The sequence below is a fragment of the Actinophytocola sp. genome (assembly GCF_009379765.1).
GTDB lineage: Bacteria > Actinomycetota > Actinomycetes > Mycobacteriales > Pseudonocardiaceae > Actinophytocola.
Genome location: NZ_WHTD01000017.1, coordinates 37,729 through 56,731, shown reverse-complemented (window position 1 = coordinate 56,731; position 19,003 = coordinate 37,729). Strand labels below are relative to the sequence as shown.

Here is a 19,003-nt window from a genome sequence, read left to right as displayed (position 1 = left end):
GCGCGAGCGACCGCTGTCGTCAGCTCCGGTGTCCCAGCACGAACGCGACGTTGCTCCGGCTCGTCCCGATCGGCACCCCGGCAGGGGACATCGCGCGGCGCACGGACCAGCCGCTCGACTCGAGCGTCGTCCCGATGTCGTCGGCGGCGACGCTCGCGTGCAGCGGCTCGCCGCGTTCGCTCACCGCCTCGCGCAGGCGGGCGCGGCGGGCTCGGTCCTCGTCGCCGCGGGGGACCAGCGGCAGCTCGAGCACGAGCGTGCTGCCGGCCGCCGCCCGCGCCGCCAGGTCGGTGAGCAGCCCGGCGAGCACCTCCGGCGGCAGGTACGGCGCCAGCCCCTCGCACACGATGACCGTGGGCCGGGTCGCGTCGTGGCCCGCCCCGGCCAGCGCCGCCGGCACGTCGGCCACGCCGATCTCGGCCGGCACGAACGTCACGTGCTCCCCGGAGATGCCGAGCCTGGCCAGCCGCGCACGCTTGTCGGCCTGCGTGTCCGGGTGGTCGAGCTCGAACCACGCCACGTCCGGCCGCCGTACCGCAGCGACCGGCCGTCGTAGCCCGCGCCGAGGATCAGGGCCTGTGGCGTGCCCGCGTCGAGCGCCCGCACGACGGACCGGTCGACGAACGCCGTCCGCGCGGCCAGGTACCGGGTCATCCCGAAGTCGCCGCGCTCCACGCCCTCGGCCACGTCGGCCTGCAGGCGCTGCTCGTCCTCGGGGCGGCCGTGGTCGGCGGGCACCCGCCGGAACTCCAGCCGCTGGGCCGCCACCCGGCGCGCGGTCCACGACGCCTGCCCGCTCCTCACACGTCGCTCCGCTCGATCGGGTGGACCTCACGCGCCGAGTCGAGCAGGTGCCCGTCGGCGCAACGGAGCGTGACGCCTACCGGGGCGCCGCAGCCGGCGTGCGTCAGCCGGACGGGAGGCCCGGCCGGGTCGGCCACGTAACGGTCGCCCCACTGCATGAGCGACACCAGCACCGGGTAGAGGTCCATGCCCTTGCGGGTCAGCTTGTACTCCTGCCGCGCCCGCTGGCCCAGCACCTGGTAGGGCTCGCGGCGCAGGATCTCGTGCTCGACGAGGACCGCCAGCCGCGCGCTCAGCACCTGGCGCGGGGCGCCGGTGTTGTCCCTGATGTCGTCGAACCGGCGGACGCCGCGGAACGCCTCGCGGAGTACGAGCATGGTCCAGCGTTCGCCGACCAGCGCGAGCGTGCGCCCGATCGAGCAGTCCGCCGGCAGGTAGTGCACCTCGGTCACATCCACATGCTAGGCCCCGCCGTGACCTGCGTGATCGGCCGCGCGGTCCCGGTCCCTTCCGGGACGCGGCTGAGCCGTGGGGAGTAGCCGCCCGGATGTCCGGTACGTCCCTCGGCGTCCGCACGCCGGCTCGCCACCCGCCCCCGGCGTAGCCGTCCGCACCCCGGCTCACCCCTGTTGAGCAGCGCGAATGCCCTCCGCCAACGGACGCGGCGGACCCCTCCGGCGCGCGAACCTTGTTACCGAGCGAGAGGAGATCCCAGATGACCACGACCCAGCAGCGCCCCACCTACCAGGCGCCGCAGACCGAGACCCGACCCAACCCGATCGACCGCGCCGAGACCGCGCTGATCGGCCTCGCCGGCCGCATCGGCCTGCCCGCGCTGCGGGTGAGCCTGGCGGTCACGTTCCTCTGGTTCGGCGCCCTGAAGATCACCAACGACACCCCGGTCGCGGAGTTCGTGGCCAACACGGTCAACTGGATCCCTGGTGTCGAGGGGTCCTGGTTCGTACCGTTCCTCGGCGTCGTCGAGGTGCTGCTGGGGGCGGCGCTCCTGTTCGGCAAGGGGCTGCGCGTCGTGTTCCCGCTGCTCTTCGCGCACCTGACCGGCACGTTCCTCGCACTTTTCACTCAGCCGGACGTCACCTTCCAGGGAGGCAACCCGGTCATGCTGACCACCGAGGGTGAGTTCGTCATCAAGAACCTGATCCTCCTGGGCGCCATCCTGGTGCTCTACGGGCTGCAGGGCCGCCGCAAGGCCTGACCGTCCGTAGCGAACGCCGCACCCCGCAGCCAGGGGTGCGGCGTTTCTCAGGTCGTCCTCAGCAAATCGGAGGCACTATCGAAAGTGGACTTCGAGAGGGGATCGACATGCGGGTAGCTCAGTTGGCCCGGCGCTCGGCGCTGCTGGTGCCGGTCGCCGGGGCGGCGCTGGTGCGGGCGGGCTGGCAGGTGCCGGCCGCCATCGGTGGCAGGCCGGAGGGCGAGCGGCTGGCGCGGATGATGCGCTCGCCGCACTACCGGGACGGCGCGTTCCACAACACGGTGCCGGCCGGCATCGCGCCGGCGTCGAGCGGGCCGGGCGTCATGCGCGAGCTGCTGTTCGGCAAGGAACAACGCAAGCCGACCGGCACGGTGCCGTTGGTTGTGCCGTCCTTGGACACGCCTCCGCCGGACGGGTTACGGGTCACCTGGCTGGGCCACGCGACGGTGCTGGTCGAGCTGGAAGGCCGGCGCATCCTGTTCGACCCGGTGTGGAGCGAACGGGTCTCACCGTCCACAGTGCTCGGTCCACGCCGCCTGCACCCGGTGCCGGTTCCCTTGGCGGACCTGCCACCGGTGGACGCGGTGGTGATCTCCCACGACCACTACGACCATCTGGACATGGCCACGATCCGCCGGATCGCCGCCCTGTGGCCGCAGACCCGGTTCGTCGTGCCGCTGGGTGTCGGTGCCCACCTGGAGCGCTGGCGGATCCCATCGTCGCGCATAGAGGAGCTGGACTGGACCGAGTCGGCCACGGTGTCGGGCATCTCGCTCACCGCCACCGCGGCCCGCCACTTCTCGGGCCGCTTGCGCCCCGGCGGCAACGGCACGCTGTGGGCGTCGTGGGTGGTGGCCGGCTCGGCACACAAGATCTTCTACACCGGCGACTCGGGCTACTTCGACGGCTACCGCGACATCGGCGCCGAGTACGGACCGTTCGACCTCACGTTCATCCAGATCGGCGCGTACTCCCCGTACTGGCCGGACATCCACATGACTCCCGAGGAGGGCGTGGCAACCCACCTGGCGGTGCGCGGCGACCTGCTGGTGCCGGTGCACTGGGGCACCTTCAACCTCGCGTTGCACTCCTGGTCCGAGCCCATCGAGCGCTTACTCACCGACGCCGCCGACCACGACGTGCGGGTGGCGGTCCCGAGACCGGGCCAATCGCTGGACGTGTCGTCGCCGGAACCCGTGGACGGCTGGTGGCGCGAGGTGGCCTGACCGGTCAGCCAGCCGGCTCGTCAGGGGTTGGGAGTGTCCACGTCGGACTCGCCGGTTCGGCGGCGGTCGGCCTCGGGGATGTCGGCGTACCTGGCGGGATGGCGTTCGGAGAGGAGGTACATCGCGTGCGCGAACGACAGCACCACCAGGCAGCAGGCGATAGCCACGCCGGCGGTGCCCGTGTCGGCCAGGGGCGGTGACGGGTCGCCCGTGCCGGGGCGGAGAAGGAGCATCAGCGCGATCAGGGCGGCCACGACGGTGATCCACGTGGCGAGGACGACCGTCGCCTGGCGGAAGGTCGCGATCACGAGCAGCGTCACCAACACCGCCAGCAGAATCACCCCGATCACCGCCGGTCCGCCGCCGTCGCGTCCCGCCATGTGCCACAGGGAGCCATAGGTGGTGGTCATCTCGCCCCAGTCCTCGGTCACCCGCACGTCGTCGTACAGCGGAAGGAACGACAGCACGACGAACAACGTCGCCAGCGGACCGTAGAGCCGTGCGAACCCCGTCTCAACCATGTGTGCCCCCTTCGGTCGCCCGGCGACCGCGCAGCCTCAGGTAGGCGCCGACCGCGAGCACGGGCGACGCTACCGCCACCCCACCGGCCGCCACGACCAGAACGGTGAGACCGCCCCTGCCGGGCCGCGCCGTCCTCCTCGCACGACACCACTCGCGCGGTCGTCGCCTCGCCGCGCACGTAGGTGAGCGACTCGCCGAGGTAGGCGAAGCCGAACACGACCGCGGTCAGCAGCAGGCCGACACCGAGGAACGCCAGCGTCACCAGCACGCGGCCCGGCTGGTGCTCGACGACCGCACCGACCACCGCGAGCACCACCAGAACGACCGCGGCCAGCGCGGTGAGCAGGCCGAAAACCAGCTCGACGATGCCCTCGCCGAACAGCCACAGCGTGAGCGCCACAGTGTGAGCGCCACGACGAAGACAGTGCCGGCCAGCACGGTCAGCCGGCCCGTGGCGTTCACTTCCGGGCAGCGTCCAGGTGCCCGCGGGCGGCCTGCTCCAGGTGCGCGAGGTCCGACGCGATCGACACGAACGTGAAGCCCTCACCCAGCCGCCGGGCGGCGACCTCCCCGCTGGGTGTGTGGATCCCGGCGGCGATCCCCGCGACCCGGGCAGCCTCGCGGACCCTCGTCACGGCCTGCTCGAACTCCTCCGCGACGGCCGGGTCCATCGGGAACGCCCCACCTACCGCCAGGCTCAGGTCCGACGGCCCGACGTACGCCCCGTCCAGCCCGGGGGTGGCACAGATCGCGTCCACTTCGGACAGTGCGGTCGGCGTCTCGATCATCGCGATGACCACGTTCACCGCGTTGGCCTCGGCCGGTTTCGTGCCCACCCGCAGCGCGGCCCGGCTCGGCGCGAACGACCGCCTGCCCTCCGGTGGGTACCGCACGGACGCCACCGCGTCGGCCGCGTCGGCGGCGGTCTCGATCAGCGGCACGATCACCCCGCACGCCCCGGCGTCCAGCGCGCGGCCGATCGGCGTGATGTCGTTGGCCTCCACCCGGACGATCCCCGCGGCGACCCCGGCCGCGTCGACGGCCATCAGCGAGTGGAGCAGCCCTGAGTACCCGAGATACCCGTGCTGCCCGTCGAGGCATACGTAGTCGTACCCGAGCCCCGCGATCCGCTCGGTGGCCGGCGGCGCGTCGAGCGCGGACCAGTACCCGACAACGGTCTCCCGCCCACGCAGCTTGGCAGCGAACTCGACAGCGGTCATGGATGCGTGCTCCTCGTGTCCGTCTCGGCTACTCCGATGCCCGCTATCTTTCCGGTGTCACACCGGGCGTGCCCACCGCGACGCTCGGTTCAGGAGGTTCGGATGAGGCACGCGTGGGCCCAGTGGGTCGCCGCCGGTGCGATCGCTCGCCGCGGCGGCCACGCTGCTCAAGCCGCTCGGCTGGGACTGGCCGTGGCTCCTGGCCGGGCTCGCGCTCGCCGGCGCGGTGCTCGCGGTGCCGAACAAGCTGCTGCTGGGCCGTCTGGAGCGGCCCTGGCCACCCGCGCGAACCTCGCCAGCGTGCTCGCCGACCTGGGCCGGACGGACGAGGCCCTCGCCGAGCACCGCGCGACTCTGGCGGCCTGCGTCAGGGTGCTGGGCCCGGAGGACCCCGGAACCCTGACGGTGCGCAACCACATCGGGTTGGAGCTGGACGCGCTCGGCCGCCACGACGAGGCCCTCGCCGAGCATCGGGAGCACACCCTCGTCAGCCGCAACAACCTTGCTCTCTCGCTCGGCAACCTCGGCCGCTACGAGGAGTCCTCCGCAGAGCTCCGCGGCGTGCTGCCGTTCCTCGTCGAGGCGTTCGGGCCCGAGCATCCCTTCGTTCGGGTCGCCAGGAAGAACCTCGCCGAGGTGTCAGTTCGCCTCGCCGGTGAGGGCGAAGCTGCGCAGCTTCGCGGTGGCGCCGACGGTTCCGGCGATGATGAAGACGATCGCCACGACCACTGAGGTGGTCAGCGAGACCGACGGCGCCAGCATCGGGCTCTCGGCGATCGCGTCCGCGACCGCGGTGGCGTGCTGCTGCACGCTGAACACCCGGGCCCCGCTCACGAAGTTGACCAGCAGGTTCTCCCACAACATGATGTACACGAGGCCCACCGCCACCGGGCGCTTGGTCACCAGGCTCAACGCCAGGAACAGCGCGCAGTAGGCCAGCGAGCCGAGCGCCGCGCCGACCACCAGGCCGACCGCCAGCGGCGCGGAGCCCGCGATCAGGGCCCCCGCGGCGAGCGGGACGGCGGTGGCGACCGTCGTCACCGCCCAGGCCACGAACAGCTTCGAGAGCACGATCTCGCCGCGGGGCAACGGCTTGGTCAGCAGGTGGGTGATCGTGCCGTCGTCGATCTCCAGACCGAGCACGCTGCTGCCGACGATCAGCGCCGTCAGCGGCAGGATGACGCTGAGGCCCAGCGTCGCGAACACCGGCGGGCCCCAGTCCGCGTCGGGGACGCCGGAGGTGATGCCCATGATGGTCAGGCCGATCAGCACCAACGGCATCGGGAGCAGCATCAGGACCCGGCGCCTGCCCAGCAGGGCGCGCGCGGTGAGGCCGATAATCGTCGCGTTCATCAGGTTGCCACCAGGTAGGAGAAGACCTTCTCGAGGGACTCGTCGGCCGGCAGGATGCCCGTCAGCCGGATGTCCGACGCCTTGGCCAGCTTCGCCAGGGCGCGGGTGAAGGTGCCGTAGTCCGAGGCGTGCACCTGCAGGGTGCCGTCGTCCAGGGACACCCCGGAGACGGAGTCCTGTCCCATCAGGACTGTCGCAAGCAGACGGTCGTCCGAGGACTGGATCGTGAACACGTGCGGCCGGGTGGTCATCAGGCGCCGGATGTGCCGGTAGTCGCCGGAAGCGGCGAGGCGGCCGGCCACGATCACCTGCACCGTGCCGGACAGCTGCTCGACCTCCTCCAGGATGTGCGAGGAGAAGAGGATCGTCCGACCCTCCTCCTCGGCCATCCGGTGCAGCAGCTCCATCATGTGCAGCCGCTGCCGCGGGTCCATGCCGTTGAACGGCTCGTCGAGCAGGAGCACCCGCGGGTCGTGCACCAGGGCCGCCGCCACGCGGGTGCGCTGGCGCATTCCCTTGGAGTACGTGGAGATCCGCCGGTCCTGCGCGTCCTGCATCTCCACGATGCCCAGCGCCGTGCGGGCCGCCGCGGCCGGGTCGGGGAGCTTGTGCAGCTTCGCCGACGCCAGTACGAACTCCCACGCCGTGAGGAAACCCGGCACGCTCTCCCGCTCGGTGACCAGGCCCAGCGTCCGGTACATCTCCGGGTTCCGCCACGCCGAGTCCCCGCCGACGAGCACGCTGCCCTGCGACGGCGCGAGCAGCCCCGCCATCAGGTGCAGCACGGTCGTCTTCCCCGCGCCGTTGGGGCCGAGGAGCCCCGTGAGCCCCGGTCCGACGGTGAGCGTCACGTCGTTGACGGCGACCACGTTGCCGTACCAGCGCGACACCGCGGACAGTTCCACAGTGGTCGAGTGCACCGTGGCCGATTGCACTACGGTCATGACCTCACCTTCCGATACCGCCACACCGTGCATGCCGTCCCGACCGCGAACACCGCGAGTGACACCAGGCCGTAGACCGGGCCGTAGGAGCCGATGTCGAACGTCCCGCCGTCGAACAGCCACCGGTCGACGCCGTTGAGCAGGTTCACCGGGTTGATCAGCCCCGCGAGGTACGCGCCGTCGCCGGAGCTGAACGCCAGCAGCGCGCCGGAGACCGGGGCCGTCAGCAGGAAGACGCCGATGATCATGCCCGAGGCGAACACCCGCCGGCCGGTCAGCGCCGCGAACGGCAGCGCGAGCGCGGCCAGCACCGCGGCGTGGATCGCCGCGACCACGAAGCCCTCGAGCAGCCCGCCGACCTCGGAGAGGACCCCGGCGATGCCGTCGTCGGTGCTGAACGCCATGCCCAGGAACAGGATCACCATCGGCGCGGCCAGCATCACGAACGCCGCGGCGGTGAGCGACGCCAGCTTCGTCAGCGCGTAGTCGGTGCGCCGCAGCGGCCGGGACAGGTACAGCGAGAGCAGGTTGCTGCGCAGGTCGACCGACACGAGCTCGGGCGCCACCACCGCCACGAACACCGTCGCGGCGTAGGTGAAGGTGGACCCGATGCCCACGTAGTCGATCACCTGTACGGGCAGCTGGGTGTTGACCACCACCAGCACGAGCGCCGCGATGCACGCGAGCGAGAGGAGCCCGATCGGCAGCACCTTCGCCCACGCGCTTCGCCCCAGGCCGTAGGCGCCGCGCACGCTGTGCACGAACAGCGACCGGGACGCGTACCCGCGCCCCAGCCGTGGTCCCTCGTAACGTTGGTAGCCGATGTCATGGATGACACCGGTGACACCGCTCCTGGCGACACTGTCAGGCATAGCTGGCCTCCACGGCGGGCAGGTCCCGGAACAGGTCGGCGACCTGGTGGCGGTGCCGCTCGAGCCGGTGCAGCGACAGGTCGAGGTCGGCGACCGCGTCGCGGATCAGGTCGTAGGTCTCCTCGGCCTTCTCCGCGCCCAGCCGTACCAGCAGCGCCCGGCCCTCGACGCGCACGTCGAGCTCGGCCGCGACCAGCAGCGAGAGCAACGCGGCGGGGTCCTCGTCGATCTCCACCATCAGCAGGTCGCTGTGCTGGGTCATCGACGACAGCGACGCCGAGCGCAGCAGCCTGCCGGCGTCGATCGCGACCAGCGACGTGCAGATCCGCTCGATCTCGCCGAGCAGGTGCGAGCACACCACGACCGAGATGCCGAACTCGGTGCCGATCCGGTGGACCAGGTCGAGCATGGCCCGCCGGCCCGCCGGCCCTCCGGGTCGAGGCCGTTGGTCGGCTCGTCGAGCAGCAGCAGCTCCGGGTCGTGCACGAGCGCCTGGGCGAGCTTGACCCGCTGCTTCATGCCCGTGGAGTAGCCGCCGATGCGCCGGTACCGCTCCTCGTAGAGCCCGACGTGGCGCAACGTCTCGGACGCGCGCTCGCGGGCCATCGCCGCGGGCAGCCCGCTGACTCTCGCCATGTGCGTGACGAACTCGGCCGCGATCACGTCGGGCGGCAGGCAGTCGTGCTCGGGCATGTACCCGACCCGGCCGCGCACCGCTTCCCCCTCGGCGATCGGGTCGAGCCCCAGCACCCGGATCTTCCCCCCGGTCGGGGCGAGCAGGCCGAGCGCGAGCTTGATCAGCGTGCTCTTGCCGGCGCCGTTCACCCCCACGAGCCCGACGACCCCCGGCTCGATGGCGACCGTCAGGTCCGCGAGCGCGGTCACCTGTTGTCGTAGCGCTTCTCCAGCGCCTCAGTCTCGATGAGAACCACGGGCCGAACACTATTGCCCCGGGCTGACGCCGACATCCGGCCCGACCCTGGAAAATACCCTTAGGGGATTCGGTACCCCGGGCGGTAGCGATCACCCGAGTGGTTCTTGAGCGAACCGCGACATGACCATGGTCGACCTTGGCAGGGTGGTCGCATGCGGATCAGCCTGAACGTGACCAACTACTCCTGGCCCTCGGAGATCGGCTCGAGCCTGGGGGCGGTGGCCCGCGCCGCGGACGAGGCGGGCGTGGACACCGTATGGGTCTCCGACCACCTCCTGCAGGCCGATCCGACGAGCTCGCCGGAGAAGGAGATGCTCGAGGCGTACACGACGCTGGGCTACCTCGCCGCGTCCACTCGGCGGGTGCGGCTGGGCACCATGGTCACCGCGACGACCTACCGGGCGCCCGCACTGCTGGTCAAGGCGGTCACGACGGTCGACGTGCTCTCCGGCGGCCGGGCCTGGCTCGGTATCGGCAGCGGATACCACGAGAAGGAGGCCGCGGACTTCGGTCTCGACCTGCCCGAGTCGAAGTCCGTGCGGTTCGAGCGGCTCGACGAGACGCTGCGGTTGGCGCTGCGGATGTGGGCGGGCGACGACAGCGCGTTCGCCGAGCGGCACTACCGGCTCGCGCAGCCGGTCAACAACCCGAGCTCGGTGCGCAGGCCGCACCCGCCGATCCTCATCGGCGGCATGGGGGAGAAGAAGACGCTGCGGCTGGTCGCACGGTACGGCGACGCCTGCAACCTGCCGGACATCCCGGACGGCGGCGCGACCGTCACGCGCAAGCTCGAGGTGCTCGCCCGGCATTGCGCGGACGTCGGCCGCCCGTACGAGGAGATCGAGAAGACGCTCAGCACGCGCTGGCTGCCGGACGAGCCCGCCGCCTCCTTCGCCGAGCGCTGCGCCCGGTATGCGGAGTGGGGGATCGGGCACGTCGTGCTGATCACGAGCGGCCCGTGGACGGCGGAGTCGGTCGGCACGCTCGGGACGGCGATCGCCGCGCTGTGACTTGCGCTGGAGTGTGCTCCAGCTCCTAGGCTTTCGTCGTGCACCTCGGAATTCACGTCATCGCGTTCACGGTTCCCGACGGCACCCCCGGCATCGCGCCCGAGCTGGCCAGGGTGGGCCAGGCGGCCGAGGCCGCCGGGGTGACCCATTTGTCCGTCATGGACCACTACTTCCAGATGGAACAGCTCATGCCGGCCACCGATCCCATGCTGGAGGGCTACGCCACGCTGGGCTTCCTGGCCGCGCACACGTCGACCACCCGGCTGGGCCTGCTGGTCACCGGCGTCACCTACCGGCACCCCGGACTGCTCGCCAAGATCGTGGCCACTGTGGACGTTCTGTCCGGCGGCCGGGCCGAGCTGGGCATCGGCGCCGCCTGGTACGAGCGGGAGCACAAGGGTCTCGGGGTGGCGTACCCGCCCGTCGCGGAGCGGTTCGAGCGCCTTGAGGAGACGCTGCGGATCTGCAAGCAGATGTGGGACCCGGAGGACACCGGCCCGTTCGAGGGCGAGCACTACCGGCTGGCCGAGACGCTGTGCTCGCCGCTGCCGATCGGCAAGCCGCCGATCCTCATCGGCGGCGGTGGCGAGAAGAAGACGCTGCGCCTGGTGGCCCGGTATGCCGACGCGTGCAACCTGTTCACCACGAGCGTCGCGGACGTCGCGCACAAGCTGGACGTGCTGCGCCGCCACTGCGACGAGGTCGGTCGCGACTACGACACGATCCAGAAGACGATCAGCGTCAACGACCGGCCGACGGACGTCGGCGCCTTCGTCAAGGAGATGGCCGAGTACCACGCGCTGGGCGTCGACACCGCGATCGTCATGCCTCCGGGCGACGCCCCCGCGGCGTGGGTCGACACCCTGGGCGCCCCGATCGCGACCCGCCTCGCCGACCTCTGACCCGCGAGTCCAACGCCCAGGACCCGCGAGTCCAACGCTCAGAACCCGCGAGTCCAACGCTCAGAACCCGCGAGTCCAACCCCCAGAACCCGCGAGTCCCCCGGTCAGGCGCGGTGGACGGGGACGTGGGCGCCGCTGATCGGGGACGCCTCGTCGCCGGACAGGAACAGGATCGTGCGGGCGATGTCGGCCGGGGCCACCCAGTCCTCGCGGTCCGAGTCCGGCATCGCCGCGCGGTTGGCCGGGGTGTCGATGACGCCGGGCAGCACGGCGTTGACCCGCACCCCGGCGCCCGCGTACTCCAGGTCCAGCACGTCGACCAGCGCGAGCACGGCGGCCTTCGAGGTCACGTAGCCCGCCGCGCCCACGAACGGGTGCCGCGCCGCCCGGCTGGACATGCACACGATCGACCCGCCGCCGGCCGCGGTCAGGTGGGGCAGCGTCTGCTGGCAGGTCAGGTACGTGGCCCGCAGGTTCAGCCGCAGCTGGGTCTCGAACTCCTCGACCGGCGTCTCGTGCACGCGCCCGCCCGCCGCGAAGCCGCCGACCAGGTTCACCACGGCCCGCAGCGGCGCGTCCGGCGAGGCCGCCGCGGCGGCGGCGCAGGCCCGCACCGACTCCTCGTCGAACAGGTCGGCCTCGACCAGCTCCAGCGCGGCGTGGGACGGCATCCGAGCCAGCTCCCGCTCGGCGACCCACGGCACCACCACCCGCCAGCCCGCGTCCAGGAACGCCGTGGTGACGGCGCTGCCCAGCCCGCCCGTGCCCCCGGTGACCAGCACCGACCGTGCCATTCAGACCTCCAGCAGCTCGGCTCGCAACAGCGTGACATCCTCCGCGCCGAAACCGTGCGCCGCCAGCCAGCCGAGCACGCCGCCGTGGTCGGCGTCGAGCCGGTCGAGGAAGGCGTCCATCGTCTCCGCGCGCGGCCGGTGCTCCTCGGCCGGCACCCGGTCGATGTCGTCGGCGTAGGTCGGCGTGGACCGCAGCCGGTCGAGGACCAGCTCGATCCGCTCGCCGGTGGCCGCGTAGTCGGCCACCACCAGGTCGCGCGGCACGCCCGCCACGGTCAGCGCCATCGCCACGACGACACCGGTCCGGTCCTTGCCGGCCGCGCAGTGCACGAGCGCGGCGCCGGGTGCGCCGGCGATCGCGCGCAGCGCCCCGACGATGTTCTCCGGCCGGTCCTCGAGGTAGCCGAGGTAGAACGACAGCAGCAGGTCGGACGGGTCGCGCTCGATGGCCCGCTGCCTGTTCGTCGCGAGTGCCTCGGCGGCCGCGTCGGTCATGCCGAGGCTCTCCGGCAGCACCGACAGGTGCACGTGTGCCACGGCGTCCACCGCGGCGAGCGGGCCGGGGCCCTCGGACGTGACCTCGTTGGTGCTGCGGAGGTCGATCACGGTGGTCAGGCCGAGCTCGTCGACCAGCCGGGTGATGTCGGCGGGCGAGAGGTCCTGCAGGTTGTCGGCCCGGAGCAGCCGCCCGGGCCGGGTCCGCCCGCCTCCCTCGGTCGGCAGTGCGCCGAGGTCGCGGGCGTTGACGGCGTTCTCCAGCTCGATCCAGGTCACGGGGCCATCTCACCAGATCGGGTGATCGACGGTAGCGTCGGCCGCATGGGCCTGTTCAGCCGCCGCCGCAAGGACACCCCGACCGACTACTACCCCGCGCCGCGGGAGACACCGGTGCCGTCGGACCCGGGGTTCCAGCTGACCGTCGAGGACGTGTTCGTCATCACCGGCCGCGGCACGGTCGTGACCGGGCGGGTGACCTACGGCGAGATCGGCGTCGGTGGCCAGGTCGACCTGATGCGGAACAACGAGCCGATGACGACCACCACGGTCAAGGGCATCGAGCAGTTCCGCAAGAAGACCGACGTCGCGCGGGCGGGGGACAACGTCGGCCTCGTGCTGGCCGGCCTGCGCCGCGAGGACGTCCGGCGGGGAGACGTGCTGAAGGCCTGATGGTTTGCCCGGCCCGGCACGGGTGTGACACCTTGGCAGCGTGACGGTCGTGAGGACTGCTAAGGACCAGCGGCTGCGCCGCCGGGTGCTGCTGATCGTCGGCTTCCTGTTGATCGCGGCCAACCTGCGCGCGGCGCTGACCTCTGTCGGGCCGGTGCTGGAGATGATCCGCCGGGACATCGGCCTTACTGCGGGCGAGGCCGGGTTCATCGGGACGCTGCCGCTGCTCACGTTCTCCGCGGTGTCGCCGCAGGTGCCGCGGTTGGCCAGGCGGTTCGGCACCGACCGGATGCTCTGGGGCGCGATGGTCGCGCTCATGGCCGGCATCGTGCTGCGCTCGCTGCCCGTCACCGGCCTGCTGTGGGTCGGCACGGTCCTGCTGGGCGCGGCGATCGCGGTCGGCAACGTGCTGATCCCGAGCATGATCAAGCGCGACTTCCCCGACCACGTCGGCGCGGCCACCGGCGTCTACACCGCGGTGATCGGCGTCATCGCGTCCACCGCGGCCGGCATCGCGGTGCCGCTGGCCGGCGTGCTGCCCGGCGGCTGGCGTGCGTCGCTTGGCTGCTGGGCCGGGCTCGCGCTGGTGGCGGTGGCCGTGTGGGCCCCGCAGCTGCGCCGCGATGCCAGCGGTGGCCGCGATCCCGAGCCGGTGACCGTCAAGCCCAAGGCGCCGTGGCGCTCGCCGCTCGCGTGGGAGGTCTCGGCGTTCATGGCGCTGTCCGCGTGCGGCTTCTACACGATGCTCGCGTGGTTCCCGTCGATCGTGGTGAGCACCGGTGCGAGCGAGGACTACGCGGGCTGGATGCTGTTCCTGTACCAGATCATCGGTGTGGTGATGAGCATCGTCGTCCCGCTGGTGCTCGTCCGGCTGCCCGACCAGCGGCTGATCGCCGCGGGCGGCTCGACGCTCGCGATGCTCGGCTATCTCGGCCTGCTGTTCGCACCCGACCTCGCGGTGCTGTGGGCGCTGGTCACCGGTACCGGTGCGGGCACGCTGTTCTTCCTCGCGCTCGCGTTCTTCAGCCTGCGTGCGGCCGACCCGCGCTCGTCGGCGTCGCTGTCCGGGATGGGTCAGTCGATCGGTTACCTGTTCGCGGCGATCGGGCCGGTGGCGATCGGCGCGCTGCACGACGCGACCGGCGGATGGAAAGTGCCGCTCGCGGTTCTCGTCGGGGTCGCGGCCGTGCACACTGTGGTGGGGTTGCGCGCCGGAAGGGACGTGCACGTCCAGGTCTGAGGGGGCTGGCATGCGCTTGCTGGTGGTCGGTGGCTGCGGGTCGGTCGGGTCGATGGTGGTGCCGCATCTCGCGGCGACGCACGAGATCCGGGTGCTCGACCTCGCCGGGCCCGCCGCACCTGTGTCCGATGTGGAGTATCACGCCGGCGACCTGCACGACGTCGACCTGGTCGCCAGGCTCGCCGAGGGCGTCGACTCGCTGGTGTTCATGGCGATGGGGCCCAGCGCCGGCTGGGGGAGCCCGGCCAACGCGCGGGCGCACCTCGACGTCGCCGTGCCCGGGATGTACGCGACGCTCACCGGCGTGCACCGGGCCGGGGTCCGGCACATGGTCTACACGAGCAGCATGTCGGTGTTCCGCTACCCGATGGTGGGCGAGGCGGAGCCGGCGCCGGGCGAGGTGCGCGTGGACGGCCGCCTCGGCTGGTATCCCGACGAGTCGACGCCGCCGGACGCGCGTGACTTCTACGGTCTCGCCAAGCGGCTGGGCGAGGAGGTCTGCCGCACCGCGACCGCGTGGGGCATGGACGCGGTCTGCCTGCGGCTGTGCTTCCCGACCGCCGACGACACGTGGCCGAAGAAGGGCACCGCGTTCCAGCGCGCGATCTCGACCTCGGCCCGCGACGTCGCGGCCGCGCTCGAGGCGGCGCTCGCCCGGCGGGGCAAGGGTTTCGACGTGTACTCGATCAGCGGCGACGGCGGCGAGCGCACGATGAGCCTGGCCAAGGCGAGAAGCGAGCTCGGCTGGGTGCCGCGGGACAACACCGCCACCGCATGACGCCCGTCCCCGGCCTGGTGTCGGTCACCTTCCGGCACCTGGGTGTCGCGGAGATCGTCCCGCTCGTCGCCGGCGCGGGCCTGCGGGCGATCGAGTGGGGTGGCGACGTGCACGTGCCCACCCCGGTGGCGGCCCGCGACGCCGCCGCGCGGTGTGCCGCCGCGGGCGTCGAGATCGCCGCGTACGGGTCCTACTACCGTTGTGCCGGCGACGGTTTCGCGGACGTGCTGGCGACCGCGGTCGCGCTCGGGGCGGCGCGGATCCGGGTCTGGGCCGGGCGGCACGGCTCGGCCGCGGAGCCCGACCGGGCCGCGGTGGTCGCCGACCTCGCCCGGGTCGCGGCGATGGCCGCCGGCGAGGGCGTGGAGATCTGCGTGGAGTACCACGCGAACACGCTCACCGACACCCTCGAGTCCACTGTGGACCTGTTGGCCGCGGTGCCGGCGGTGCGGCCGTACTGGCAGCCGCCGATCGGCGACCGGCCGGCCGGCGCGCTGGCGGCGGTCCGGGCGCTGCGGCCGGTCACCGCGCACGTCTTCACCTGGGACGACGCCGGCCGCCGGCTCCCGCTGGCGGCGGGCGAGACGTTGTGGCGCCCGGTCCTGGCCGCGCTGCCGGCCACCCGGTACGCCCTGCTGGAGTTCGTCCGCGACGACGACCCGGCCGCGTTCGCCGAGGACGCGGCCACCCTGCTCGCCTGGCTGCGCGAGACGGGGGCCCGCGGGACGTGAGCTTCGTCGAGAGCGTCGTCGCGGAACCGGACGAGCTGGCCGAGCCGCGGGTAGACCGGCACCGCGCGCTGCCGCCGCGGCAGACGGTGCTGCCGGCGAGCCTGCCGTGGGAGCGGGTGCTCGCCCGGGGAACCGATGTCCGTGTCACGCTCGGGCCGGCGCTTTGCTGGCCGGAGCACCTGACCATCGAGGTCGGTGTCTACGCCTCGCGGCCACCGCGCGGGCGCGAGGAGTTCCTCCCGATGCCCGGTGGCGTGCTCGGCGAGGTCGACCGTGCGCATGGTGGGCTGCGGCTCGCCGCACTGTTCTCGGACGGGCGGTACGCGACGAACCTCCGCGGCCGGGGATATCACCGGCCCGCGGGGCGGGGGCTGTCGGCGGAGTTTCCCGTGCTCTCGCCACGTGCTCGACGGCGGCGAGTCGTCGGGGCGTCGGGGCGGGCGGTGGACGGCTGGCGATCTGAGCGGAGGACTCGCGGATCAGTGGGTGGCGGGTAGGCCGACCAGCCGGGCGCTCTCGTCCCACAGCCGGTCCTGGCGGGTGACGTCCGTCGTGTGCGGCGCGGTCGTGACCTCCTTGCGTCGCACGAAGTAGCGGCCGGTCACACCCTCCACTTCGGACGCCGTGGCGAGCCATGCCGGGTTGTCGGCGCCGTGGTCGACGCCGGGCACGAACGGGTTCAGCAGGTTGGTGAACACCTTCAGCCCGCCCCGCGCGTGCCGGCCGAGGCCGGTCTGCTTGACGATCCCCGGATGGCCGCCGTTGACCGTGATCCCGGTGCCGGCGAGCCGGCGGGCCAGCGCGTAGCCGAACATCGCGTTCATGTTCTTGGTGCGGCCGTAGGCGGCGAACGGCCGGAAGCTCGGCAGCGGACCCAGCGTGCGGGCGTTGCGGCACTGGAGGTCGTCGAGGTCCACCGGCACCCTGGCCAGCGCACGCGGCGCGGCGCCGACGATCACGAACCGCGCCGGGCCCGCGCCGATCCGCTCGGCCAGCGTGCGCAGCAGCAGATACGGCGCCAGGTGGTTGGTGGCGAAGGTCAGCTGGAGCCCTTCCCCGGTGACCGCGTCGATGGGCGCGACGACCGCCGCGTTGCTGATCGCGATGTCCGGCAACGGGTCCAGCCGGGTCGCGAGGTCCCGGACGTCGGCCAGCAGCGACAGGTCCGCGACCTCGCCGTGGAGGTCCGCGTCCGGCACGGCCGCGGCGATCCGCCGTTGTGCCGCCGCGATCCGCTCCCTGCTCCGTCCGATGAGGACGACCGAGTGACCCGCGGTCGCGAGCCGCCGCGCGATCGCCTCCCCGATGCCACCCGTCGCCCCGGTGACCACCGCTCGCATGTCCACTCCTCTCATTGGTTGACACTGTCAACCTAACGCCTCAGGTTGACAGTGTCAACCACGGTTACGATGGCGCGATGGGAACCCGGGAGTCGCTGGTCGACGCGGCCACCGCGCTGCTCGACGAGGGCGGGGTGGCGGCGGTGACGCTGCGCGAGGTGGGCCGGCAGGTCGGCGTGTCGCACAACGCCCCGTACAAGCACTTCGCCAGCAAGGAGCTGCTGCTGGCCGCGGTGCGGCGGCGGAGCTGGCGCGCCGGGCCGTCGAGATCGCCGCGACCGTCCGGCGCAAACGCTCACCGGAGGCGGTGCTGCGGGCGGTCCTGCACCACTACATCGCCTGGGCGCTCGAGCGCCCGGCCCGGTTCCGGCTGGTGTTCGGCCCGTGGAACGTCGAGTCCGACGAGCTGACCAAGGCGGCGCACGCGGCGCAGACCGCACTCGTCGACCTCGTGGCCGCCACCCAGGCCGCCGGTGCGCTGCCGGCCGGCGACCCGGTGCGGCTGGCGTCGCTGCTGCGCGCGACCGCGCACGGCGCCGCGGACCTGGCCGCCGCCGGGCACCTGGCCGAGGGCGGCAAGGGGAACGCGAGCCCGGAGCAGCTCGTCGACGACCTGCTGGCACACCTGGGCGAAAGGGTGGGCGGATGATCGACGAGCTGCGCGCGGCCGGCGTGACGATGGTGGAGCTGTCGTTCGTGGACAACGCCGGCATCACCCGGGTGAAGACCGTGCCGCTGGACCGGCTCGACGCGGTGGCCGTGACCGGCGTCGGCGCGTCGCCGTGCTTCGAGGCGTTCGGCTCCGACGACGTCATGGTCGCCGGCGAGTACCTCGGCGGGCCGGACGGCGACCTGCGGCTGGTGCCGGACCTGGCGCGGGCGGTCGCGTTGTCCGCGCTGCCGGGCTGGGCGTGGGCACCGGCCAACAAGATGACGAAGGCGGGCGCGCCGTTCGTCGCGTGCCAGCGCGCGTTCGCGGCCCGGCAGGTCGCGGCGGCCGCCGAGCGGGGGCTGGCGCTGCGGATGGCGTTCGAGCACGAGTGGATCCTCGGCCGCGCGGACGCCGACGGGTTCGTCCCGGCGTTCACCGGGCCGGCGTACGGGCAGATCCGGCTGGAGCAGGTGGCCGGCTACGCCGCGGAGCTGGTCGGCGACCTGTCCGCGCAGGGGCTCGCGGTGCAGCAGTTCCACCCGGAGTACGCGCAGGCGCAGCTGGAGGTGTCGGTGGCGCCCCGCGATCCGGTGGCGGCCGCCGACGACGCCGTGCTGGTCCGGCACACCGTGCGATCGCGCAGCCTCGCGCACGGCTGGCGGGCGACGTTCGCGCCGAGCGTCGACCCGGACGGCGCCGGGTCGGGTGGTCACCTGCACCTGTCCGTGCACGACGCGTCGGGGAACCTGCTGGCCGGCATGCGCCCCGCGGGCGACGCGTTCCTCGCCGGGGTGCTGCGGGAGCTGCCGGCGCTGGTGGCGGTCGGGGCCGGGCATCCGGCGAGCTTCCTGCGGCTGCAGCCGTCCCGGTGGGCGGGCATCTGGCGGTGCTGGGGCGAGGAGACCCGGGAGACCGCGCTGCGGATGATCTCCGGTACCGAGGAGTCGGCGAACGCGGAGCTGAAGTGCTTCGACGCGACCGCGAACCCGTACCTGCTGGTGGGCTGCGTGGTGGCGGCGGGCCTGGCCGGGGTGGCTGCGGAGCTGCGGCTGCCGGCCCCGGTGACCGGCGACCCGGCCCTGCTTTCCGACGCCGACCGCACCGCCGCCGGCATCACCCGCCTGCCGGCCTCCGCCCCCGACGCGGCGGACGCCTTGGCCGCGTCGACCGTGCTCGCCGAGGCCCTGGGCCCGGAGCTGCACGACGCGATCCTGACCGTCCGCCGCGAGGAGTCGAAGCGCTGCACCGAGCTCGACGCCCACCGCCTGTCGGCCGCCGTCCGCTGGCGCTGGTGACCC

25 protein-coding genes and 1 pseudogene are annotated in these 19,003 nt (G+C 72.7%); 13 read left to right on the top strand and 13 right to left on the bottom strand.

Annotation, left to right across the window (positions count from 1 at the left end):
• Nucleotides 1–19 precede the first annotated feature (19 nt).
• Both GEV28_RS07690 and GEV28_RS07685 read right to left on the bottom strand, forming a co-directional pair.
• A pseudogene (locus GEV28_RS07690) lies at nt 20–654 on the bottom strand (class I SAM-dependent methyltransferase).
• A 146-nt stretch (nt 655–800) separates the two neighbouring features.
• Nucleotides 801–1,256 carry a helix-turn-helix domain-containing protein gene (locus GEV28_RS07685; RefSeq protein WP_291410066.1) on the bottom strand — a complete coding sequence of 152 codons (456 nt, stop codon included), beginning with the start codon at nt 1,254–1,256 and terminating at the stop codon, nt 801–803.
• Between the two features lie 263 nt (nt 1,257–1,519).
• On the opposite strand from GEV28_RS07685, the gene GEV28_RS07680 reads away from it, so the two are divergent.
• Nucleotides 1,520–2,020, top strand: coding sequence for a DoxX family membrane protein (locus GEV28_RS07680; protein ID WP_291410064.1), 501 nt, complete (start codon nt 1,520–1,522; stop codon nt 2,018–2,020).
• 107 nt (nt 2,021–2,127) lie between these two features.
• Entirely contained in the window at nt 2,128–3,246 is a 1,119-nt protein-coding gene (locus GEV28_RS07675) for an MBL fold metallo-hydrolase (protein ID WP_291410062.1), read from the top strand.
• 20 nt (nt 3,247–3,266) lie between these two features.
• On the opposite strand, the gene GEV28_RS07670 is transcribed toward GEV28_RS07675, so the two are convergent.
• Genes GEV28_RS07670 through GEV28_RS07660 form a run of 3 tightly spaced genes read right to left on the bottom strand, consistent with a single transcriptional unit; the run spans nt 3,267 to nt 4,988 of the window.
• Nucleotides 3,267–3,767 carry a hypothetical protein gene (locus tag GEV28_RS07670; protein ID WP_291410060.1) on the bottom strand — a complete coding sequence of 167 codons (501 nt, stop codon included), beginning with the start codon at nt 3,765–3,767 and terminating at the stop codon, nt 3,267–3,269.
• The gene (locus GEV28_RS07665; RefSeq protein ID WP_291410058.1) at nt 3,674–4,168 is read right to left on the bottom strand and encodes a hypothetical protein; all 495 of its coding nucleotides are present in this window, start codon (nt 4,166–4,168) and stop codon (nt 3,674–3,676) included. The genes GEV28_RS07670 and GEV28_RS07665 overlap by 94 nt, the downstream gene beginning before the upstream one ends.
• Nucleotides 4,169–4,226: 58 nt before the next feature.
• Nucleotides 4,227–4,988: an aldolase/citrate lyase family protein gene (locus tag GEV28_RS07660; protein ID WP_291410056.1), complete on the bottom strand. Its 762-nt coding sequence runs from the start codon at nt 4,986–4,988 to the stop codon at nt 4,227–4,229.
• Nucleotides 4,989–5,090: 102 nt separating this feature from the next.
• Here GEV28_RS07660 and GEV28_RS07655 point away from each other — a divergent pair, with 102 nt between their 5' ends.
• Nucleotides 5,091–5,720 (top strand): tetratricopeptide repeat protein, encoded by a 630-nt coding sequence (locus tag GEV28_RS07655; protein WP_291410054.1) that lies wholly within the window; start codon nt 5,091–5,093, stop codon nt 5,718–5,720.
• Here the strand turns inward: GEV28_RS07655 and GEV28_RS07650 are convergent.
• From GEV28_RS07650 to GEV28_RS07630, 5 genes are read right to left on the bottom strand one after another with little or no spacing between them, the layout of a single operon-like run.
• Nucleotides 5,628–6,341 (bottom strand): ABC transporter permease subunit, encoded by a 714-nt coding sequence (locus GEV28_RS07650; RefSeq protein WP_291410052.1) that lies wholly within the window; start codon nt 6,339–6,341, stop codon nt 5,628–5,630. The two genes, GEV28_RS07655 and GEV28_RS07650, sit on opposite strands and share 93 nt — an antisense overlap.
• Complete coding sequence (locus GEV28_RS07645) at nt 6,341–7,285, bottom strand: ABC transporter ATP-binding protein (RefSeq protein ID WP_291410050.1); 945 nt, start codon at nt 7,283–7,285, stop codon at nt 6,341–6,343. Before GEV28_RS07645 ends, GEV28_RS07650 begins: the two co-directional genes overlap by 1 nt.
• Entirely contained in the window at nt 7,282–8,157 is an 876-nt protein-coding gene (locus tag GEV28_RS07640; protein WP_291410048.1) for a hypothetical protein, read from the bottom strand. Before GEV28_RS07640 ends, GEV28_RS07645 begins: the two co-directional genes overlap by 4 nt.
• Nucleotides 8,150–8,419 carry a hypothetical protein gene (locus tag GEV28_RS07635; RefSeq protein ID WP_291410046.1) on the bottom strand — a complete coding sequence of 90 codons (270 nt, stop codon included), beginning with the start codon at nt 8,417–8,419 and terminating at the stop codon, nt 8,150–8,152. Before GEV28_RS07635 ends, GEV28_RS07640 begins: the two co-directional genes overlap by 8 nt.
• Complete coding sequence (locus GEV28_RS07630; protein ID WP_291410044.1) at nt 8,416–9,042, bottom strand: ABC transporter ATP-binding protein; 627 nt, start codon at nt 9,040–9,042, stop codon at nt 8,416–8,418. The genes GEV28_RS07635 and GEV28_RS07630 overlap by 4 nt, the downstream gene beginning before the upstream one ends.
• A 201-nt stretch (nt 9,043–9,243) precedes the next feature.
• Between GEV28_RS07630 and GEV28_RS07625 the strand changes: the two genes are divergently transcribed.
• Together GEV28_RS07625 and GEV28_RS07620 are read left to right on the top strand one after the other, a co-directional pair.
• The gene (locus GEV28_RS07625) at nt 9,244–10,101 is read left to right on the top strand and encodes an LLM class F420-dependent oxidoreductase (RefSeq protein WP_291410042.1); all 858 of its coding nucleotides are present in this window, start codon (nt 9,244–9,246) and stop codon (nt 10,099–10,101) included.
• Between the two features lie 38 nt (nt 10,102–10,139).
• Nucleotides 10,140–11,003, top strand: a complete 864-nt coding sequence (locus GEV28_RS07620) for an LLM class F420-dependent oxidoreductase (RefSeq protein ID WP_291410040.1) — start codon at nt 10,140–10,142, stop codon at nt 11,001–11,003.
• 104 nt (nt 11,004–11,107) lie between these two features.
• On the opposite strand, the gene GEV28_RS07615 is transcribed toward GEV28_RS07620, so the two are convergent.
• Complete coding sequence (locus GEV28_RS07615) at nt 11,108–11,797, bottom strand: SDR family NAD(P)-dependent oxidoreductase (protein WP_291410038.1); 690 nt, start codon at nt 11,795–11,797, stop codon at nt 11,108–11,110.
• The gene (locus tag GEV28_RS07610) at nt 11,798–12,571 is read right to left on the bottom strand and encodes a tyrosine-protein phosphatase (RefSeq protein WP_291410036.1); all 774 of its coding nucleotides are present in this window, start codon (nt 12,569–12,571) and stop codon (nt 11,798–11,800) included.
• 45 nt (nt 12,572–12,616) lie between these two features.
• On the opposite strand from GEV28_RS07610, the gene GEV28_RS07605 reads away from it, so the two are divergent.
• The 5 genes from GEV28_RS07605 to GEV28_RS07585 are packed head-to-tail and all read left to right on the top strand — an operon-like array spanning nt 12,617 to nt 16,210.
• Nucleotides 12,617–12,964, top strand: a complete 348-nt coding sequence (locus tag GEV28_RS07605) for an EF-Tu/IF-2/RF-3 family GTPase (protein ID WP_291410034.1) — start codon at nt 12,617–12,619, stop codon at nt 12,962–12,964.
• A 49-nt stretch (nt 12,965–13,013) separates the two neighbouring features.
• A complete protein-coding gene (locus GEV28_RS07600; protein ID WP_291410032.1) occupies nt 13,014–14,204 on the top strand; it encodes an MFS transporter in 1,191 nt (396 codons plus the stop codon).
• A 10-nt stretch (nt 14,205–14,214) separates the two neighbouring features.
• Nucleotides 14,215–14,982 carry an NAD(P)-dependent oxidoreductase gene (locus GEV28_RS07595; RefSeq protein ID WP_291410030.1) on the top strand — a complete coding sequence of 256 codons (768 nt, stop codon included), beginning with the start codon at nt 14,215–14,217 and terminating at the stop codon, nt 14,980–14,982.
• A complete protein-coding gene (locus tag GEV28_RS07590; RefSeq protein ID WP_291410028.1) occupies nt 14,979–15,713 on the top strand; it encodes a TIM barrel protein in 735 nt (244 codons plus the stop codon). The genes GEV28_RS07595 and GEV28_RS07590 overlap by 4 nt, the downstream gene beginning before the upstream one ends.
• Complete coding sequence (locus GEV28_RS07585) at nt 15,710–16,210, top strand: hypothetical protein (RefSeq protein WP_291410026.1); 501 nt, start codon at nt 15,710–15,712, stop codon at nt 16,208–16,210. Before GEV28_RS07590 ends, GEV28_RS07585 begins: the two co-directional genes overlap by 4 nt.
• Here the strand turns inward: GEV28_RS07585 and GEV28_RS07580 are convergent.
• Complete coding sequence (locus GEV28_RS07580) at nt 16,193–17,053, bottom strand: SDR family NAD(P)-dependent oxidoreductase (protein ID WP_291410024.1); 861 nt, start codon at nt 17,051–17,053, stop codon at nt 16,193–16,195. The two genes, GEV28_RS07585 and GEV28_RS07580, sit on opposite strands and share 18 nt — an antisense overlap.
• Nucleotides 17,054–17,130: 77 nt before the next feature.
• On the opposite strand from GEV28_RS07580, the gene GEV28_RS07575 reads away from it, so the two are divergent.
• Genes GEV28_RS07575 through GEV28_RS07565 form a run of 3 tightly spaced genes read left to right on the top strand, consistent with a single transcriptional unit; the run spans nt 17,131 to nt 19,000 of the window.
• On the top strand, nt 17,131–17,463 hold the full coding sequence (locus tag GEV28_RS07575; protein ID WP_291410022.1) for a TetR/AcrR family transcriptional regulator: 333 nt from the start codon (nt 17,131–17,133) through the stop codon (nt 17,461–17,463).
• On the top strand, nt 17,361–17,702 hold the full coding sequence (locus GEV28_RS07570) for a TetR-like C-terminal domain-containing protein (protein ID WP_291410020.1): 342 nt from the start codon (nt 17,361–17,363) through the stop codon (nt 17,700–17,702). The genes GEV28_RS07575 and GEV28_RS07570 overlap by 103 nt, the downstream gene beginning before the upstream one ends.
• On the top strand, nt 17,699–19,000 hold the full coding sequence (locus GEV28_RS07565; protein WP_291410018.1) for a glutamine synthetase: 1,302 nt from the start codon (nt 17,699–17,701) through the stop codon (nt 18,998–19,000). The genes GEV28_RS07570 and GEV28_RS07565 overlap by 4 nt, the downstream gene beginning before the upstream one ends.
• Nucleotides 19,001–19,003: the final 3 nt, after the last annotated feature.

Bases quoted from the DNA above. Each gene is read 5' to 3' on its own strand.
- GEV28_RS07590 (WP_291410028.1), top strand. From the start codon at position 14,979: ATGACGCCCGTCCCCGGCCTGGTGTCGGTCACCTTCCGGCACCTGGGT.
- GEV28_RS07575 (WP_291410022.1), top strand. From the start codon at position 17,131: ATGGGAACCCGGGAGTCGCTGGTCGACGCGGCCACCGCGCTGCTCGAC.
- GEV28_RS07680 (WP_291410064.1), top strand. From the start codon at position 1,520: ATGACCACGACCCAGCAGCGCCCCACCTACCAGGCGCCGCAGACCGAG.
- GEV28_RS07660 (WP_291410056.1), bottom strand. From the start codon at position 4,988: ATGACCGCTGTCGAGTTCGCTGCCAAGCTGCGTGGGCGGGAGACCGTT.
- GEV28_RS07605 (WP_291410034.1), top strand. From the start codon at position 12,617: ATGGGCCTGTTCAGCCGCCGCCGCAAGGACACCCCGACCGACTACTAC.
- GEV28_RS07635 (WP_291410046.1), bottom strand. From the start codon at position 8,419: ATGACCCAGCACAGCGACCTGCTGATGGTGGAGATCGACGAGGACCCC.
- GEV28_RS07670 (WP_291410060.1), bottom strand. From the start codon at position 3,767: ATGGTTGAGACGGGGTTCGCACGGCTCTACGGTCCGCTGGCGACGTTG.
- GEV28_RS07595 (WP_291410030.1), top strand. From the start codon at position 14,215: ATGCGCTTGCTGGTGGTCGGTGGCTGCGGGTCGGTCGGGTCGATGGTG.
- GEV28_RS07650 (WP_291410052.1), bottom strand. From the start codon at position 6,341: ATGAACGCGACGATTATCGGCCTCACCGCGCGCGCCCTGCTGGGCAGG.
- GEV28_RS07565 (WP_291410018.1), top strand. From the start codon at position 17,699: ATGATCGACGAGCTGCGCGCGGCCGGCGTGACGATGGTGGAGCTGTCG.
- GEV28_RS07580 (WP_291410024.1), bottom strand. From the start codon at position 17,053: ATGCGAGCGGTGGTCACCGGGGCGACGGGTGGCATCGGGGAGGCGATC.
- GEV28_RS07625 (WP_291410042.1), top strand. From the start codon at position 9,244: ATGCGGATCAGCCTGAACGTGACCAACTACTCCTGGCCCTCGGAGATC.
- GEV28_RS07645 (WP_291410050.1), bottom strand. From the start codon at position 7,285: ATGACCGTAGTGCAATCGGCCACGGTGCACTCGACCACTGTGGAACTG.
- GEV28_RS07640 (WP_291410048.1), bottom strand. From the start codon at position 8,157: ATGCCTGACAGTGTCGCCAGGAGCGGTGTCACCGGTGTCATCCATGAC.
- GEV28_RS07655 (WP_291410054.1), top strand. From the start codon at position 5,091: ATGAGGCACGCGTGGGCCCAGTGGGTCGCCGCCGGTGCGATCGCTCGC.
- GEV28_RS07675 (WP_291410062.1), top strand. From the start codon at position 2,128: ATGCGGGTAGCTCAGTTGGCCCGGCGCTCGGCGCTGCTGGTGCCGGTC.
- GEV28_RS07615 (WP_291410038.1), bottom strand. From the start codon at position 11,797: ATGGCACGGTCGGTGCTGGTCACCGGGGGCACGGGCGGGCTGGGCAGC.